The organism is Stappia stellulata DSM 5886 (assembly GCF_000423705.1).
In the GTDB taxonomy this organism is placed as follows: Bacteria; Pseudomonadota; Alphaproteobacteria; order Rhizobiales; family Stappiaceae; genus Stappia; species Stappia stellulata.
Genome location: NZ_KE384082.1, coordinates 761,293 through 777,111 on the forward strand (window position 1 = coordinate 761,293; position 15,819 = coordinate 777,111).

Genomic DNA, 15,819 nt, shown 5'->3' on the forward strand with positions numbered 1-15,819 from the left:
GATCACGAGACGATCGGCAGTGTCCTGATCTGGTAGCGGTGCGCGATGGTGCGATCAAGTTCGGGATCGCGCAATTCCATCCGGAAGGCTGCCGCGGGGCGCACTCCGCCGATGGCGCCAAAGGTCCCGCACAGAACGGCCGCAGCGTTGCGGGCGGAGGACGTCAGGCCGGCGCCGTCGATCAGTTGCTGCAGCGGACGGATCGAGGCAATCGTTCCCTCCTGATACAGCGTCCACTCCGCCTCCGGCTTTTCCTGGATCCAGGACCGCAGCTCCAGGCTTTCCAGCCGGTTGGCAACCTCGGACAGGCGCCACAGGTCGCGCGCCACAGGCTTGGCGCAGATCTGCTTGGACAACGCCACCGAATGCGCTTCCAGCTCGCGGTCGGTGTGGTCGGACGCAAGCCCGAGATAGAATTCGCCCGCATGGGAAACGATAAAGGGTTCGACCTCGCCCGATGTTCCCTCCCCGACGACCTCGATTTCGGCCGCCTGGGTCAACTGGTCGGCCGCGCAACGATAGTAGAGCGGCACGGCGGAGGGGGGCGCCACGCCAAGCGCGGCAAGCTCGTCGATGTGATGACGGATCGCCTCCGGGTCCCGGCCGGTCCAGCCGGCGACGGTGAGATCGCGGACGTCGATGGACATGACACCATCGTCGAGAAAGAATTCCATTTCAGGCCCTTTTTTAAAGACTGTTCGGAAGGAAGAGGGCGACATCCGGCACCAGCACCAGCAGCGCCACCATCGCCAGCATGACGAGCACATAAGGGATGGTTCCGACCATCACCTCAGACAGGGTCCCGGACTTGCGCGCGCCCTGCACGACATAGAGGTTCAGCCCCACCGGCGGCGTGATCAGCGCCATTTCCACCAGCACGATCATTAGGATGCCGAACCACACCGGATCATAGCCGAGGCCGATGACCACGGGGACGACGATGGGGATGGTCGCCACCATCAGCGACAGCGTCTCGATGAAGAAGCCGAGCACGATGTAGAGCAGGATCACCACGAGCAGCGTCCCGACAGGCGGCAGGTCCAGGCCGGTGAGCATCGCCTGCAACTCGCGACCGAGCCCCGCGGAGGCCAACGTGAAATTGAGAAAATAGGCGCCGGTGATCACCAGCATGATCATGGCGGTGATGCCGATGGTCCCGAGCAGGCTGTCGCGCATCATGCGCATCGACACCCCGCCATGCGCGGCGGCGATGGCGAGCGCAATCGCCACACCGACGGCAGCCGATTCCGTCGGCGTCGCCCAGCCGGCGTAGATCGTGCCGATCACCACGGAAAAGAGAATGAGGATCGGAATAAGTTGCAGCAGGCTGGCGAAGCGCTCGCTCCAGCCGAAGCTGCGGCTTTCCCCGCCGAGCGAAGGCCTGATCTTGCACAGGATGGCCGTGATAACGACGAAGGCCAGCGCCATCATCAGCCCGGGCAAAAGACCGGCAAGAAAGAGGCGCGGGATCGAGGTTTGCGTCAGGAAACCATAGACGATCAGGTTGATCGACGGCGGGATCAGAATGCCCAGCGTTCCACCCGCGGCAATCGCCCCGGAAAACAGACGCGGGTCGTAGCCGAGCCGCTCCGCCTGCGGCATGGCGACAGTCGCGACCGTCGCGGCCGTTGCCACCGACGAGCCGGAGGTGGCGGAGAACATTGTCGCCGTGCCGATGTTGGCGTGGATCAACCCGCCCGGCAGCCAGGAGAACCACTTGTCGAGCGAGGCATAGGTCTTTTCCGCCACGCCGCCGCGCACCAGGATTTCGCCAAGCAACACGAAGAAGGGAATGGCAATCAGCGTGGCGTGATTGGAGGCCGACCAGACCACCTGCCCCAGGCCCCGCATGAGCGGAAAGGCAGAGAAAAACTGGTCAATGCCGAACCCGAGCAAAAACAGCACGATGCCGACGGGAATGGAGAGGGACAAGAGCCCCAGCAGCGCGACCGCGACGCTCCAGATCATTGCTCGGTCTCCCCTTCAGAACCCGGCCCGACGAGGGCTTCCACCTTGGCAAAGTCGCGACGCACGAGAAGCGCGCAGGTCAGCGCAACGAGCACGCAGGCCGAGACGGCAAACCAGACCCATCCCGAAAACCACACGACCTGCGGGATCCACAAGGGCGTTTCCAGCGGCGTGTTCGCGCGCGACGAGCGGGTGATCGATTTTTCCAGAACCGGCCAGGCCTGGAAGGCGATGATGCTGACGGTCGCGGCCAGGACGGTGATCGCGAAGAGATCCATCAGCGCCTTGCCGCCGGCGCGAAGCTTGTAGCGGATCAGGTCGATGCGCACATGGGCAAGCTCGGTGAGCGCATAGGAGAGGCCCCAACTCGCCACCCCGGCCATGACATAGCCGGAGATCTCGTCGGACCCGCCAAGAGAGCGGGCGAACTGGCGCATCGTGATGTCGACGATGATGAACCCGGCGGTGACGAGAAGCACCATCCCAAGGACCAATGCGATCATCTTATTGAGACGGCGCAGGGCCGTGGCAATTGTATCGATCATGTCTCGGTCTCCGCCGGGTTCTCTTGCATCAGTTCAGCGGGATCGAAACGCCGACGACTTCGCCGACGCTGTCGTTCCAGCGCTTGGCCCAGTCGTCGCCGGCACGCTCGGCCCACTCCGGCAGCACCGTCTCGGTCAGGATCGTGCGGGCTGCGGCGATATCCGCCTCGCTCGGCTCGACCAGTTTCAGCGATGCCGGATCGCCGGCGGTGCATTCGCCGTTGCCGGTCAGACAGGCGATGTCGCCCTCAAGCGAACCTGCCGCCACATCCCAGGCCGGAGCCTCGAACTTCGTGGTGACCTGCTCCTGAATCAGGGCCTTGGTCTCGTCCGACAGGCTGTTCCAGCGGTCCATGTTCATCGCAGTCACGACGGCGTCCCAGCCGCCGAGCGGCAGTGTCATCAACGTGTCGGTGACTTCCCACCAGCCAGCTGAATAGCCCGAACCGGAACCGGTCACCGCGCAATCGATCACGCCGCGCTCCAGCGCGCCCGGCACTTCCGAGAAGCCGACGTTCACACCCTCGGCGCCAAGCGCTTCGAGGAACTTGGTCGTCATGCGACCCGAGCCGCGGATCTTCTTGCCTTCAAGATCGGCGAGCGAGGACATTTCGCCCTTGCAGAAGACGACCTGCGGCGGATAGGGCGCAATGGCGAGAAGCTTGGCGTTGAAGCGGTTGGCGAAGATCTCCTCCACCATCGGGCGGGCGGCTTCCACCATCGCCTTGGCTTGTGCGGCGGTGGTCGCGAGCAGCGGAACGTCGAGGCCTTCGAGCTCAGGCGCGTCGCCCACGGCATAGTCGGCAACGGTCATGCCAACGTCGAACACGCCGTCGCCGAGCATGCGGAAGACGTCGCCGCCCTTGATGCCCATCTGGTCGTGCGTGGTCAGCTGGACGGTGATGTCGCCGCCGGACGCCTCGGGAAGCGTTTCGGTCCAGAACGGTGCCTCGAACTGCTTGTGCAGCGGCAGGCCGCTCCAGCTGCCGACAACGGAAATCTCCTCGGCAGCCACTGGCGCAAGCGCCAGCAGGGAGACCGCCGAGGCGGCCGCGATACGGGTAAGAGCACGTTTCATGTCAACTCTCCTCTGGTTATCAGGTCGACGTTTGACGGGCACCGCCGAGAGAAAACTCGGCTGCATCCGCGGATAGATCTGTGACGAGCATGTGGCCCGGCTCATGGGTGATCGCGAGTTGGGGACGGGCGGTGCGGATCGCCATTTGCGGGGTCACGCCGCAGGCCCAGAACACCGGAATGTCGCCGGACCGGAGGGCTGGCACATCGCCGAAGTCCGGTTTCGACAGATCGGCAATGCCGATTTCAGCCGGATCGCCAATGTGCACCGGCGCACCATGGGCGAGACGGTAGCGATCGGACAAAAGCACCGCCTGGATCGCGTCGGCGGCGCGGAAGGCGCGCATCGATACGACCATCGGGCCGGAAAACGGGCCGGCCGGCTGTGTCGGGATCGAGGTCACATACATCGCGACATTCCGCTCCTCGGCGATATGCGGAAGCCCGATCCCGGCGCGAAGAATGGCGGCCTCGAAGGAAAAGGAACAGCCGAGCACGAAGGAGACGAGATCATCCCGCCAGACCGATCCCAGATCGGAAACGGTGGCGTGTCCCTGAGTGCCCGCCTCGAACACCCGGTAGGCGCCAATGTCGGTGCGGATGTCGAGATCGCGACCGAGTGCGGGAATGGTCGGGTCGCCCGGCTCGGAGATGCCGATCACTGGACACGGCTTGGGGTTGCGCTGGCAGTAGCGCAGGAAGTCACCCGCAAGCGCGCCTGGCAGAATGGCAAGGTTGCCTTGCAGGTGCCCGTCGGCACAGCCGGAGGTGGGGCCGCGAAAGTGGCCTGCGCGTATGGCGCGACGCAAATCGGCCGGAGACAGCCGGCGCGGGCCGCTTGCCGTCTGCGGGTGTGTTTTGGCTGTAGCCGTCACGATCCGCTTGCCCTCCCTTGTATGACAAGTGGAGGATTGCGGCCTGATTTGATCTTGTCAAGTTATCGTCAGAAGTTTTTTATGATCTTTTTTCGTGATCATATTGATCGCAGGCCAAGGCGATGGAGGCAACCGCCGCCCCCAGCTCGGCATTTCGTTCCGGCATATAGGCAACCATGAAGCGCAGATTGGCGAGCTTCGCACCATCGACCACCGGCAGCGGTTTTATGCTTTTGCCGAAGGGTTCGGCCTCCGCCATGCGTTCGGGCAGGACCCCGATGCCAAATCCGTCCGCCACCAGGTGAATGACGGTCGAGAGCGACGCCGATCCGTGCAGCTCGATCGCCGGCAGGTCCGGCGCCGAGAGCAAAGCCTCCAGCTCTCGAAACGGTGGCGTCGCCTTGGGAAAGGTGACGATCGTGTGGTTCGCAAGCTCCGTGAGCGAAAACGGCTGCGCGGTCAACGGCATGTCGAGAGCCGCGTACCATCCGAGCTTCAGCGGCGTAAGGGCAACGGAGGCCGCCCCGCGCGGAACGCTCTCGCGCAGCAGGATCGCGACATCCAGTTCATCGTCGGCAAGCGCGGCGCTCAACTGACCGGAGGTATCGACCGACAGTTCGAACCGAACGCGCGGATGCGCATTCTTCAGCTGCGCCAGAAGGTCGGACAGAAGCGTGTGAACGATTGTCTCCGCGACGCCGATGCGCACAGTGCCGCTCAACCCCCCGGGCCGGGTGATCTCCTGCACCAGCCGGTCGCGCGCCGCCACAAGCCGGTGCGCCTCCTCCACAAAGCGCCGTCCGACGGGGGTCAGCCGCACCTGCCGCCGGGCCCGGTCGAAGATCTGGATCCCGAGGCGCTTTTCCAGCGCCAGCACCCGGTTGGAGATCGCCGACTGCGACAGTCCGTATTTCTGCGCCGCTGCCCGGAACCCGCCGGCGCGCACGATATCCTGCAGGATCTCGATATCTTTCAGCTCAAACACCAACCGCCTCCTCTCGCGCGCGCACCGCCCCTGGTGATGGTCGAAGCACCTTAGTCAATTGACGCCTTCTGTCACGCAGACAGGGCGCGTCCGGTCCAGGGAGGTACCAATCGTCGGGATGTTCGGCGCCGTCGATTTTCAAGTCTTGATTGTCCCGCGCCGGATCGGCTTATCTGTGGGTCCTCATGCCCGATGCCATCGCCTCCCCGACGATGGCACGCATCGCCCTCCTGACCTGCAGCCGGTCGCCAGATTGCCGAACGCCGACTTTCCCGCCCGCATCGGCTGAAAACGAAACGAACCGCGCCATGTCCTTCGAACAGCTCTTTGGTTTCGCCGCTTTCGCCTATGTGGCTTCGGCGACACCCGGCCCCAACAACATCCTGTTGACCGCCGTCGGCGGCGCCGGAGGCATTCGCGCGGGCCTGCCCGTGCTCCTGGGGATCGTCCTCGGCTTTGCCACGATGGTGTTCCTGCTGGCCTTCGGACTCGGACGGACAGTCTTCACCATGGACGCCGTGCTCGACACCATCCGATACGGCGGCCTCGCGGTCCTCGCCTGGCTTGCCTGGAAGATCGCGACCGCACCGGTCGCCCAGGCCGACGAACCCGCGCCGGACCTTGGTCGGCGCGGCAGTTTCCTCGGCGCGGCGCTGTTTCAATGGGTCAACCCGAAAGCCTGGATCGTGGCGGCGGGAGCAATCACCTCGTTCCTGCAGCCCGACCTGCCGGTTCTCGCCCAGGCCACGACCCTTGCCGCCGTATTCATCCTGGCCGGGGCGTTCGGTTGTCTGCCCTGGCTTGCCTTCGGCGCGCTGGTCAAACGCTTCCTGCGCGACCCGCTTCACGCCCGCCTGTTCAACGTGGCGATGGCGCTGCTGCTGGTGATCTCGATGCTGCTGGTCATTTTCGGCGGCTGACGCAAACATCGCGCCAGCCACCCTTTGCCTGTCTGCGGGGTCAGACGAGCCCCTTGCGCATGACCTCGCCGAGACGGCGTGCGAAAGCGGCCGTATCGCTCGGGGCATCGCCATCGAGGATCCTTGCCTGATCGAACAACAGCCAGGCCATATCGGCAAGCTCCGCCTTGTCGCCATCGGCGGACAGACGCCTGGACATCCCCTCCACCAGCGCATGGGACGGGTTGAACTCCAGCACCGGCGCAAAGGCGCCGGACGCCGCCCCGGTCTGCCGGGCCATCAGCTTTTCCAGTTGCCGGTCGGGACCATGCTCGGGCGCAACCAGACACACCGGGCTTTCCGAGAGCCTTGAGGATGAGCGCACGTCGGAGACGCTTTCCCCGAGGGTCTCCTTCAGAAAGGCGATGACCAGCCCGATATCGGCCTTTTCCGTGGCGTCCGTGTCGTCCTTCGCGTCATCCGCCTTGGCCTCGTCGCCTTCGACCGGAATTGCATCGAGCGCGGCGGCGCCTTGCGTAACCGACTGGAACGGCTTGCCCTCGAAGCCCTGCGCCATCTGCACCCAGAAGGCGTCGACCGGATCGGCGAGATAGAGCACCTCGACCCCGCGCGCACGAAAACCTTCCAGATGCGGGCTGGAGGCAATCGCCTCGACGCTCGATCCGGTCGCGTAGAAGATCTGCGTCTGGTTTTCCTTCATGTCGGCGACGTAATCGGCCAGCCTGCGCCAGCCCTCGCCCTTGTCCCGGCTGGAGCGGAACCGGGCCAGCGCCAGCAGCTTGTCCTTGCGCTCGAAGTCCTCGTAGATGCCTTCCTTCAGGACCGGGCCGAAATTTTCCCAGATCGTGAGGAAGGTGTCCGGGTCCTTGTCGGACAGTTTCTGCAACTCGCTCAGGATGCGGTTGGTCACGCCCTTGCGGATCGATTCCAGCACCGGATTGTGCTGCAGCATCTCGCGCGACAGGTTGAGCGGCAGGTCGGCGCTGTCGATCACGCCGCGCGCGAACCTGAGCCATGCCGGCAGAAGATCGACGTCATCGGCGATGAACACCCGCCGCACGTAGAGCTTCACCCGGCCCTTGCGGTCGGGATCGAACAGGTCAAAGGGTTTCATCGAGGGCAGGAAGATCAGCACGGAATACTCGTGCCGGCCTTCCGCGCGATAGTGCAGCGTCAGCGCCGGATCGTCGTACTGGCCGGACACATGGCCGTAGAATTCCTTGTATTCCTCCTCCGACACCTCGGATTTGGGCTTCGTCCAGAGCGCCGTTCCGTCGGCGAGCTGGCGTTCGGCCGGCGCCTTTGCCAGCTGTTCGTTTTCCTCTTCCTCCGTCGCCTCGTCCGGCGCGGCGTCTTCAGCCGCCTTGGCCTGAAGGTCGACGAGCAGGATCGGCACCGGGACATGGGCGGAATAGGACCGTACGACCCGCTCGACCTCTCCCGCCTGCGCATAGGACAGCGCATCGTCCTTCAGGTGCAGCACGACGCGCGATCCGCGGGCGGGCGCCTCGGCAAGATCCACCGGCTCCACGGTGAACTCGCCCATGCCGTCGGAGCTCCAGCGCCACGCCTCGTCGCTGCCGGCGGCGCGGCTCACGACCTCCACCTGATCCGCAACCATGAAGGCGGAATAGAAACCGACGCCGAACTGGCCGATCAGCGCGGACCCGTCCTTGGCCTCGCCGAGCTTGTCCATGAAGGCACGGGTGCCCGAACGGGCGATGGTGCCGAGGTTGGCGATCATTTCGTCCTGCGTCATGCCGATGCCGTTGTCGGCAACGACGAGACGCTTTGCCGCCTCATCCACTTCAAGGCGGATCGAGAACTCGGGATCGTCCTTGATCAGCTCGGGTGCGGTGAGCGCGCTGTGCCGCAGCCGCTCGCAGGCGTCGGCCGCATTGGAGATCAGCTCACGGAGGAAAATATCCTTGTTGGAATAAACGGAATGCACCATGAGGTGCAGAAGACGGGCCACCTCGGCCTGGAAGGCATGTGCCTTGGGGGCGGCACCGTCCGTCTTGGTCTTGGTTTCGGTCGTCATCGGGCTCGCGGCTCCTGTTGGATACGTCTCGGTCGATCTGGGTGGGCGGCACGCGGGCCGCTCCGGCGGCTCAGATATCGGTGAAGCGGAGTGGCGTTTCAAGCGCCGCGCGCAATCACCACACGCCTTCTTCCTGCGCAACGCGCTTGAGCACCGACGGCCGGTCGGTGACGATGCCGTTGACGCCGAGGCGAATGAGCCGGCGCATCTCCGCCTCGTCGTCGATGGTCCAGACGTGAACCGCGATGCCGTGGCGGTTGCTGTGACGCAGAAACGCTCCGGTCGCCAGCGGCACGCCGTATTGCGACAGCGGTATCTGCGCGCAGGCGACATCGGGAACGCCGACCGGCGCGCGCCAGGCCCCGAACCTCAGCGCCGCGACACTGCGCGGGCCGGAACTGAGGCAGACCCGTTCGCCGAACCGGGCGCGCGCGGCCCGCAGCCGGGCATCCGAAAACGACGCGACGCAAATCCGGTCCAGACAGTTCATCCGATCCAGCAGGTCCAGCGTGGGTGCAAGGGCGTGGTCGGTCTTGATGTCGATGTTGAAGCGCATCGACGGATGGGTCTCCAGCGCCTCGGCCAGGGTCATGAGTGGTTCCCCGCCCTCAATCCGCACGCCTTGCAGATCCTGCATGGGCTGCGCGGAGACCACACCGCGCCCGTCGGTGGTGCGTTCGAGCCGGTCATCGTGAAACACGACGACGGTTTCGTCGGAACTCGCCTGCACGTCGATCTCGATGAAGCGATAGCCCATCGCTGCCACGGCGGCAAAAGCCGCGCGGCTGTTTTCGGGTTGCTCCAGCCCGCCGCCGCGATGGGCAAGGGCTGCAAAGCCCTCGCCGGCGAGATAAGGATGATCGGGTGTGAACTCGACATTCATGGCAAGCGGATCCCGCAGTTCGAAGCACATTGGCTTGACAGATAGAAACCGGGCGATCCTCCGCCATGTGGTCTCGGCGAGCAAGTCGGCTCTGCCCGACGCCGAAAGGAAGCCCGTTGTGCACAAAGGATTGACGCTCTCCCCCGGATCGGCTGCAATTGCGATAAGGGCAGGATATGCGGTCGGGCGTCACTGGAGCTTGGGAACATGCGAAAATCTTCGGACGGAACGGTCTTGCTTCACGCCGGACATGCCCCGCCTGTCGGCCGTTTTCTCGCAATGGCCCTGGCCGTCTCTGTGGCTATCGTGCTGGTACTCTGCACCCCCGTGCGTGCCGCCGAACGCAATGCGCTCGTCATTGGCAATGCCGATTACCGGGGCGAAACGCTCGGAGCGCTGAAAAACCCGGCAAACGATGCCGCGCTGATCGCCGACACACTGAAAAAGGCCGGCTTCAAGGTGACGCTGGTGCTGGACGCCGACCTGCGTGACATGAAACGCGCGGTGCGCGATTTTACCGACGCGCTCGGAGCGGCCGCACCGGGTGCGCTCGCCGCGGTCTATTACTCCGGCCACGGCTTCCAGGCCGGCGGCCGCAATTATCTCGCTCCGCTCGGTGCGGATCTGCGCGACGAGGTCGACGCCGAATTCGAGGCGCTTTCGGTCGACTGGGTGCTCTCGCGGGTCGAAGCTGCACATGACGGCGCAAACATCGTCATTCTGGATGCCTGCCGCAACACGGCGCTCAGCCGCTCCATCGGCACAAGCAGCGAAGGGCTTGCGCTGTTGCAAAGCACGCCGCGCGGCAGCTTCATCTCCTTCGCCACGGCTCCTGGCAGCACGGCCGCCGACGGCACGGGACTGAACAGCCCCTACACTTCGGCCATCGCGACGGAAATGCTCGTGCCCGGTCGCACGGTGGAAGCGGTGTTCAAGGCCGTGCGTCGCCGCGTCGTGGAAACGACCGGCGGTGAACAGGTTCCCTGGGACCACTCCTCGCTGACGGCCGACGTGGTGTTCCTGCCGGATGCCTCCGCTGTCGCGGGCGCGACTGCGCCCGGGGGAGCTGCCGTCTCCGACATGCAGGTCGAACTGCAACTGTGGAACGACGTGAAGGACAGCAACGCGCCGGAGCAACTGCAGGCCTATCTCGACCGTTTCCCGCAAGGCGCCTTTGCAGCACTTGCCAAGACCCGGCTGGAAACGGCACGACAAGGTGGAACGGGCGAGGTCGAGAAGCTCTTCGCGCAGCTCGCCAGCCGCTCGCTCATCGTCGACAACCCGACCCGGCCGCATGAGTTCTACAGCAACGCGCGCCTGCGCGAGATCCGCGGCGATTATCCCAAGGCCCGCCAGGATTATCTGAAGTATTTCGCCTTCGGCATGCCCCAGGTCGATCCGCACCTGCGGTTCCAGGCCGTTCTGAAAGTCCAGGAGGGCCGCGAGGGGGCCCGGGAAGTCTACCGGGCGCTATCGCAGGGCCGACAGGACCCGACAACCCTCTTTGCGGAGATCCTGCTCGCCGAACGCGAGGAGCGTGTACGTCGGCTGACGGCGTTTCTCACGGCCAACCCGGAATTCACCCCGGCGCATTACGCCCTGTCGCAGGACTTCAGCCAGGCCCGGCTGGGCCAGCAGTCGACGACCGACAAGACGCGCGAACACGACCTCCTGACCCGCTTCATGGAGGGCGTGGAGGACGGGCGGTTCCTGCGATTCTATCTGGATCAGCAAATGGCCGCGGAGCAGATCGAGGACGCAAAGACACGGCTTGCGGCCTTGTCCTTCCTCAACACCGCCGCGCTCGCCAATCCGGTGAAGCTCAACGCCATGCGCAGCAATCAGGGCTGGATGCTGACGCTGGCCATCGCCGACCGGGCGCGGGAGATCTTCGTCCAGCTTCCGGGTGAGGAATTCAAGTCGACCGGCTTCGTCAATGGTGCACTCGATCCGACCACCGGCCAGAAGATCCCCTATCCGGCGTTCGAACTGCCGGGAAATGCCGGCGATACGGCGATCAATGTGCGCTACCGCGACATCCGCGACGAGATGCAAGGCCCCTTCACCGTCAGCTTCACGCCGGCCGCAGCTCTTGTTTCCGGGCAAAAGGACATTCTGGAACGCCTGTCGAGCGGGTGGCTCAGCTACCGCGACTGGGACGGCAAGATGTATGTCTATTTCTCGCATCTGATCAGCTACCGCTGTGCCATTGACAGCGTGTTGTATGCGGTCGACGGCGACACGCCCGACACGCCGTTCGAGACCGGCCCTTGCGATCCGGACAATCCCCATGCCGTGCCCGAAAGCGGCCCCGGGTCGAAGATCCACATCATCGTTCCGAAGGCGACCGACTATGTGAGCGTCCAGCTCACCTATCGCGACGGGACCCGCTCCGAGGTCAAGCGCTTCGACGCGCCGCAGTAAGTGTCAAATCACCAGATGATGCCCGCACCCGCGCGCCGCCGCTGGCGCCTGCAGGCGCTCGCCGCTGTCATGATCGCGGCCTTGACCGCCCTCGCTGCCTCCCCCTGGCTGGAGCCGCGCGCCGGCGATCTGGCGATGGCCCTTGCTCCATCGCCCGAGGCTGCGGTCGCGGATCAAGTCGCTGTGGTCGCAATCACCGAAGAGACGCTTGCCGGCTTTCCCTATCGCTCCCCCATCGACCGGGCGTTCCTCGCCACCCTGATCGCGCGGCTGGACGCCGCCGGGGCACGTGCCGTCGGTCTCGATGTCCTGATCGACCAGCCGAGCGATCCGCAAAAGGATACGCGGTTCTTTCAGTCCCTCGATGCATCCGACATGCCGGTCGTGCTGGCGCTTGCAACCCGCGTCGACGGACTGACGGACCGACAGGCCGACTATATCGCACGCACCGTCGCGCCCCGCACAACCGGGCTGATTGCCCTTGCCCGCGACGAGGTCGACGGTGTGTTGCGGCACCTGCCGGACACCCGCCCCGGCAACCAGACCTTCGCACAATCCCTGGCGGGCGATGCAGCAAAGCCGATCTCGGGCCGGATCCTCTATTCGCGTTCCCTCGACGGGGCCGCCCCTTTTCCCGTCTACCCGGCGCATCTGGTCGGCCAGCTTCCCGACGACTGGTTTGCCGGCAAGATCGTGCTGATCGGCACAGATCTGCCAACCATCGACCGGCACCCGACACCGCTGACGACGCGCGAAGGGGTTGCGGCGGGAACCCTGCCCGGGGTCGTCATTCACGCGCATATCCTGGCGCAAACGCTCGCCGGTCAAAGCCTGCGTCCGCTGTCCGCGCTGGAAAGCAGCATCGCGGTTCTTGCAGCCGCTGTCCTCGCCGCTGCGGCCTTTTCCACCCGCGCCGCGCCCCGGCGTCTGTTCATCGGCCTTGCGCTGGCGCTTGTCGCCTATTTCGCCGCGAGCGGCGTGTTGATTGCCCGTGCAGGGGTTCTGCCACCGCTGATCACCCCGCCGCTCGCGGCACTCGTCGCCGGCGGCCTGATCGTACTGACGCGCTGGCGCGCCGACCACGCCGACCGGGCTTTCTTGCGCCATGCCTTCGCCCGCTATGTCAGCCCGGCCGTGGTGGAGCGAATTGCAAGCGGACGCCTGCACCTGGCGCTCGGCGGCGAGAAACGCGAGGTCACCTATCTCTTCACCGACCTGGAGGGCTTTACCAGCCTGTCGGAACGCCTGCCGCCGCAGGATGTCGCCGAGCTGCTCAATGCCTATCTCGACCGCATATGCGACCTGATGACCGCGCATGGCGCGACCATCGACAAGATTATCGGCGATGCCGTCGTCTGTTTCTTCGGCGCGCCCGATGACGACCCGGACCAAGCGGACCATGCGCTCGGGCTCGCGCTCGCGCTCGATGCCTTTGCCGAAGCCCATCGCGCGCGGCTCCTGGAGGAAAAAGGCATCGCGCTCGGTGTCACCCGCATCGGCGTGCATCGCGGCGAGGCCGTCATCGGCAACTTCGGGGGACGCCGCTTTTTCGACTACACCGGCGTCGGCGACACGGTGAACACCGCCGCGCGTCTGGAAGGCGCGAACAAATACCTCGGCACGCGGATCCTGGTCAGCGAAACCGTCGCGCGGGCCTGCCAGGCAGGCTGTGTTCTGCGCCCGGCGGCGACACTGGTTCTCAAGGGCCGCGCCAGCGCGCTCGCCTGTTTCGAACCGCGCCGCGCGGAGGAGGCGAACGCAAAATGGCTGGCGGCCTACATCTCCGCCTTTGCCCTTCTCGACGCAAACAGCAATGGTGCGCGCGCCGCCTTCGAGGCGGTGCTTGCGCTAAAGCCGGACGACCCGCTCACGCAGCTGCATCTGGAGCGGTTGCGAACGGGCGAGGAAGGCGCGACAGTGACACTTGGCGGGAAATAGGCAACCGGGGCCGGAAGAACGCAGGAGACGGAAATGAAACGGCTTTCTGGCATGTGCCGGCGGTTTGCCGCACGGACGGCCATCCACGCCACGGCTGCGCTTTTGGCACTGCCCCTGTCAGCCGGCATGGTCCGCGCGGATTTCGTCGTTCTGGCCGCAAGCGGACCCTCCGGCGATCTACAGGCAGGAAAACGCCTTGCCGACGACGCCACGGTCGCCTTGCCGGATGGTGCCAGGGTCACGCTGATGTCCAGAGACGGGCGCATGCTGACACTCAAGGGCGCCTATTCCGGCCCGCTCGACCCGCAATCGGATGCCGGAACCACGGCGAAAGGCAGCGACGCAGCCTTGCAGAAACTCTCGAGGCTTTTGCAGGGAGGCGACGCGCGCTCCGCCGTGCTGGGCGCCGCCCGCGCGGGCGCCGGCGACATTCCTCCGCCCCCCGGTATCTGGCACGTCAGCGTCGACAGTTCCGGGCCGCGCTGCGTGCAACCGGGACCGCTACAGCTTTGGCGGCGCGATGCCGGCCAGGGCAGTTCCGTCACCCTGCGCAGCGCGTCCGGCAGGCGTGAGGGTCTCACCTTCGCACAGGGTGCGCATGTGCTGACGGTTGACGATGCCGTGGCCGACAGCGACGACCGGTTGCTCGTCTCGCTCGACGGCGAGTTGCGCGATCTTGCGCTTTCCCATCGACCGGACACGCTTGCCGGTGCCTCTCCCGGCGAGATCCTCGTCTGGATGCTGGACAACGACTGCAAGCGACAGGCCCTTACGCTGATCGGGCAGGTGCACGCCGGCCGGGAACCGCGCTGACGAACGCGTTCCGCTCCACCGACCTCAGGCGAGGGCGGGACGCGGTGTTTTCGTGCGCCACATCACCAGACAGATCACCGCGATATTGAGCAGGTTCCAGGCAATGCCATTGAGGAACGCCGCCTGATAGGACGCCGTCAGGTCGTAGATCCAGCCGGACATCCACCCGCCAAGCGCCATGCCGACAATCGTCGCGGTGATCACCATGCCGACGCGCCGACCCGCTTCGCGCGCGGGCATGTACTCACGCACCACGATGGCATAGCTCGACACGATCCCGCCCTGCGACAGGCCGAAGATCAGCGACACCATGTAAAGCGAGGCCAGACCGTCGTAGGGAATGTACAAAAGAAGCGCCAGGCATTGCAGCACGGCCCCGATCAAAAGGGTCGGAACGCCGCCGATCCTGTCGGCCAGAACGCCCGAAATCAGCCGGCTTGCGATCCCGCCGGCAAGCATCAACGACAGCATTTCCGCACCGCGCGCCACACCGTAGCCGAGGTCGACGCAATAGGCGACGATATGCACCTGAGGCATCGACATGGCGACACAGCAGCCCAGGCCGGCGATGATCAAGAGGCCCTGCAGGGCGCGCGGCGACATGGCGATCTGCCGGGCGGGCGGGGCCTCGGGAACAGGCTGCGCCAGACCGCGCGACGCCATGTGCGGCGGTGGACGACGCAGCAAAAAGGCAACCGGGATCAGAACGCAGAGACACACGATGCCAACGAAGAGATAGGCACCGCGCCAGCCATGATCCTGCATCACCGCCTGAAGAACCAGCGGCCAAAGCGCGCCGGCGAAATAATTGCCCGATGCGGTGGCGGCCATGGCAAGACCTCGCCGCTTCGCGAACCAGTGCGAGACGTCTGCCAGAAGCGGCCCGAAGGTCGCCGCCGAGCCAAAGCCGATCAACGCGCCCTGCAGGATCGCGAAAACCAGCAAGGACTGCGCCTGCGACGCGAGCAGGAACCCCGAGCCAAGCGCGGCCGAGGCAATGGCGAGCGGCGCGGTGACACCATATCGGTCGACGAAACGTCCGATCAGAAGATTGCCGAGCGCAAAGCCCACCATCGTCGCGGTATAGGGAAGCGAGGCGTCTGCGCGGTCCACACCGAACTCGACTTCCACCGACGGAAGCACGACGATCACCGACCACATGCCAACGCCGCCGATGGTGGCAAGCAGCATCGAAAGGCCAAGACGCAACCAGGCATAGGCGCTATCGACGCCGCCGGGCGTCGGAGTGTCCACAGTCGACATGCGCGGGATTTCCTCGGGTGACTTCAGGCGTGGTCTTTCCGGGGTACAACCGCTTGCACGTTCTGGCAATCCCGGGAGGACGGATTT

Annotated in this window: 13 protein-coding genes; 4 read left to right on the plus strand and 9 right to left on the minus strand. The window is 65.2% G+C overall.

What is annotated here, in order from left to right:
* Positions 1–2: 2 nt before the first annotated feature.
* From G572_RS0115865 to G572_RS0115890, 6 genes are all read right to left on the minus strand, one after another.
* Positions 3–647, minus strand: coding sequence for a DUF2848 domain-containing protein (locus G572_RS0115865; RefSeq protein WP_156884657.1), 645 nt, complete (start codon positions 645–647; stop codon positions 3–5).
* A gap of 40 nt (positions 648–687) precedes the next feature.
* Complete coding sequence (locus G572_RS0115870) at positions 688–1,968, minus strand: TRAP transporter large permease (RefSeq protein WP_029059318.1); 1,281 nt, start codon at positions 1,966–1,968, stop codon at positions 688–690.
* Positions 1,965–2,513, minus strand: a complete 549-nt coding sequence (locus G572_RS0115875; RefSeq protein ID WP_029059319.1) for a TRAP transporter small permease subunit — start codon at positions 2,511–2,513, stop codon at positions 1,965–1,967. Before G572_RS0115875 ends, G572_RS0115870 begins: the two co-directional genes overlap by 4 nt.
* A 28-nt stretch (positions 2,514–2,541) precedes the next feature.
* Positions 2,542–3,591, minus strand: a complete 1,050-nt coding sequence (locus tag G572_RS0115880; protein ID WP_029059320.1) for a TRAP transporter substrate-binding protein — start codon at positions 3,589–3,591, stop codon at positions 2,542–2,544.
* 19 nt (positions 3,592–3,610) lie between these two features.
* The gene (locus G572_RS0115885; RefSeq protein ID WP_425423444.1) at positions 3,611–4,468 is read right to left on the minus strand and encodes a putative hydro-lyase; all 858 of its coding nucleotides are present in this window, start codon (positions 4,466–4,468) and stop codon (positions 3,611–3,613) included.
* Positions 4,469–4,544: 76 nt separating this feature from the next.
* A complete protein-coding gene (locus tag G572_RS0115890; protein ID WP_029059322.1) occupies positions 4,545–5,450 on the minus strand; it encodes a LysR family transcriptional regulator in 906 nt (301 codons plus the stop codon).
* 308 nt (positions 5,451–5,758) lie between these two features.
* On the opposite strand from G572_RS0115890, the gene G572_RS0115900 reads away from it, so the two are divergent.
* The gene (locus tag G572_RS0115900; RefSeq protein WP_029059323.1) at positions 5,759–6,370 is read left to right on the plus strand and encodes a LysE family translocator; all 612 of its coding nucleotides are present in this window, start codon (positions 5,759–5,761) and stop codon (positions 6,368–6,370) included.
* Between the two features lie 40 nt (positions 6,371–6,410).
* Here the strand turns inward: G572_RS0115900 and htpG are convergent, their stop codons facing one another.
* Positions 6,411–8,411: a molecular chaperone HtpG gene (htpG, locus tag G572_RS0115905; RefSeq protein ID WP_029059324.1), complete on the minus strand. Its 2,001-nt coding sequence runs from the start codon at positions 8,409–8,411 to the stop codon at positions 6,411–6,413.
* Between the two features lie 115 nt (positions 8,412–8,526).
* On the minus strand, positions 8,527–9,294 hold the full coding sequence (locus tag G572_RS0115910) for a glycerophosphodiester phosphodiesterase family protein (protein WP_029059325.1): 768 nt from the start codon (positions 9,292–9,294) through the stop codon (positions 8,527–8,529).
* A 207-nt stretch (positions 9,295–9,501) separates the two neighbouring features.
* On the opposite strand from G572_RS0115910, the gene G572_RS25575 reads away from it, so the two are divergent.
* Genes G572_RS25575 through G572_RS0115925 form a run of 3 tightly spaced genes read left to right on the plus strand, consistent with a single transcriptional unit; the run spans position 9,502 to position 14,469 of the window.
* Complete coding sequence (locus G572_RS25575; RefSeq protein WP_084650193.1) at positions 9,502–11,718, plus strand: caspase family protein; 2,217 nt, start codon at positions 9,502–9,504, stop codon at positions 11,716–11,718.
* Positions 11,719–11,733: 15 nt separating this feature from the next.
* Complete coding sequence (locus G572_RS25580; RefSeq protein ID WP_051242511.1) at positions 11,734–13,656, plus strand: adenylate/guanylate cyclase domain-containing protein; 1,923 nt, start codon at positions 11,734–11,736, stop codon at positions 13,654–13,656.
* Positions 13,657–13,689: 33 nt separating this feature from the next.
* Entirely contained in the window at positions 13,690–14,469 is a 780-nt protein-coding gene (locus G572_RS0115925) for a hypothetical protein (RefSeq protein WP_156884659.1), read from the plus strand.
* A gap of 24 nt (positions 14,470–14,493) precedes the next feature.
* Here G572_RS0115925 and G572_RS0115930 read toward each other — a convergent pair whose 3' ends face one another.
* On the minus strand, positions 14,494–15,732 hold the full coding sequence (locus G572_RS0115930) for an MFS transporter (protein ID WP_029059327.1): 1,239 nt from the start codon (positions 15,730–15,732) through the stop codon (positions 14,494–14,496).
* Positions 15,733–15,819 lie beyond the last annotated feature (87 nt).

Coding starts and splice junctions, on each gene's coding strand:
- G572_RS25580 (WP_051242511.1), top strand. CDS start 11,734: ATGATGCCCGCACCCGCGCGCCGCCGCTGGCGCCTGCAGGCGCTCGCC.
- G572_RS0115870 (WP_029059318.1), bottom strand. CDS start 1,968: ATGATCTGGAGCGTCGCGGTCGCGCTGCTGGGGCTCTTGTCCCTCTCC.
- G572_RS0115930 (WP_029059327.1), bottom strand. CDS start 15,732: ATGTCGACTGTGGACACTCCGACGCCCGGCGGCGTCGATAGCGCCTAT.
- G572_RS0115910 (WP_029059325.1), bottom strand. CDS start 9,294: ATGAATGTCGAGTTCACACCCGATCATCCTTATCTCGCCGGCGAGGGC.
- G572_RS0115900 (WP_029059323.1), top strand. CDS start 5,759: ATGTCCTTCGAACAGCTCTTTGGTTTCGCCGCTTTCGCCTATGTGGCT.
- G572_RS0115925 (WP_156884659.1), top strand. CDS start 13,690: ATGAAACGGCTTTCTGGCATGTGCCGGCGGTTTGCCGCACGGACGGCC.
- htpG (WP_029059324.1), bottom strand. CDS start 8,411: ATGACGACCGAAACCAAGACCAAGACGGACGGTGCCGCCCCCAAGGCA.
- G572_RS25575 (WP_084650193.1), top strand. CDS start 9,502: ATGCGAAAATCTTCGGACGGAACGGTCTTGCTTCACGCCGGACATGCC.
- G572_RS0115880 (WP_029059320.1), bottom strand. CDS start 3,591: ATGAAACGTGCTCTTACCCGTATCGCGGCCGCCTCGGCGGTCTCCCTG.
- G572_RS0115875 (WP_029059319.1), bottom strand. CDS start 2,513: ATGATCGATACAATTGCCACGGCCCTGCGCCGTCTCAATAAGATGATC.
- G572_RS0115865 (WP_156884657.1), bottom strand. CDS start 647: ATGTCCATCGACGTCCGCGATCTCACCGTCGCCGGCTGGACCGGCCGG.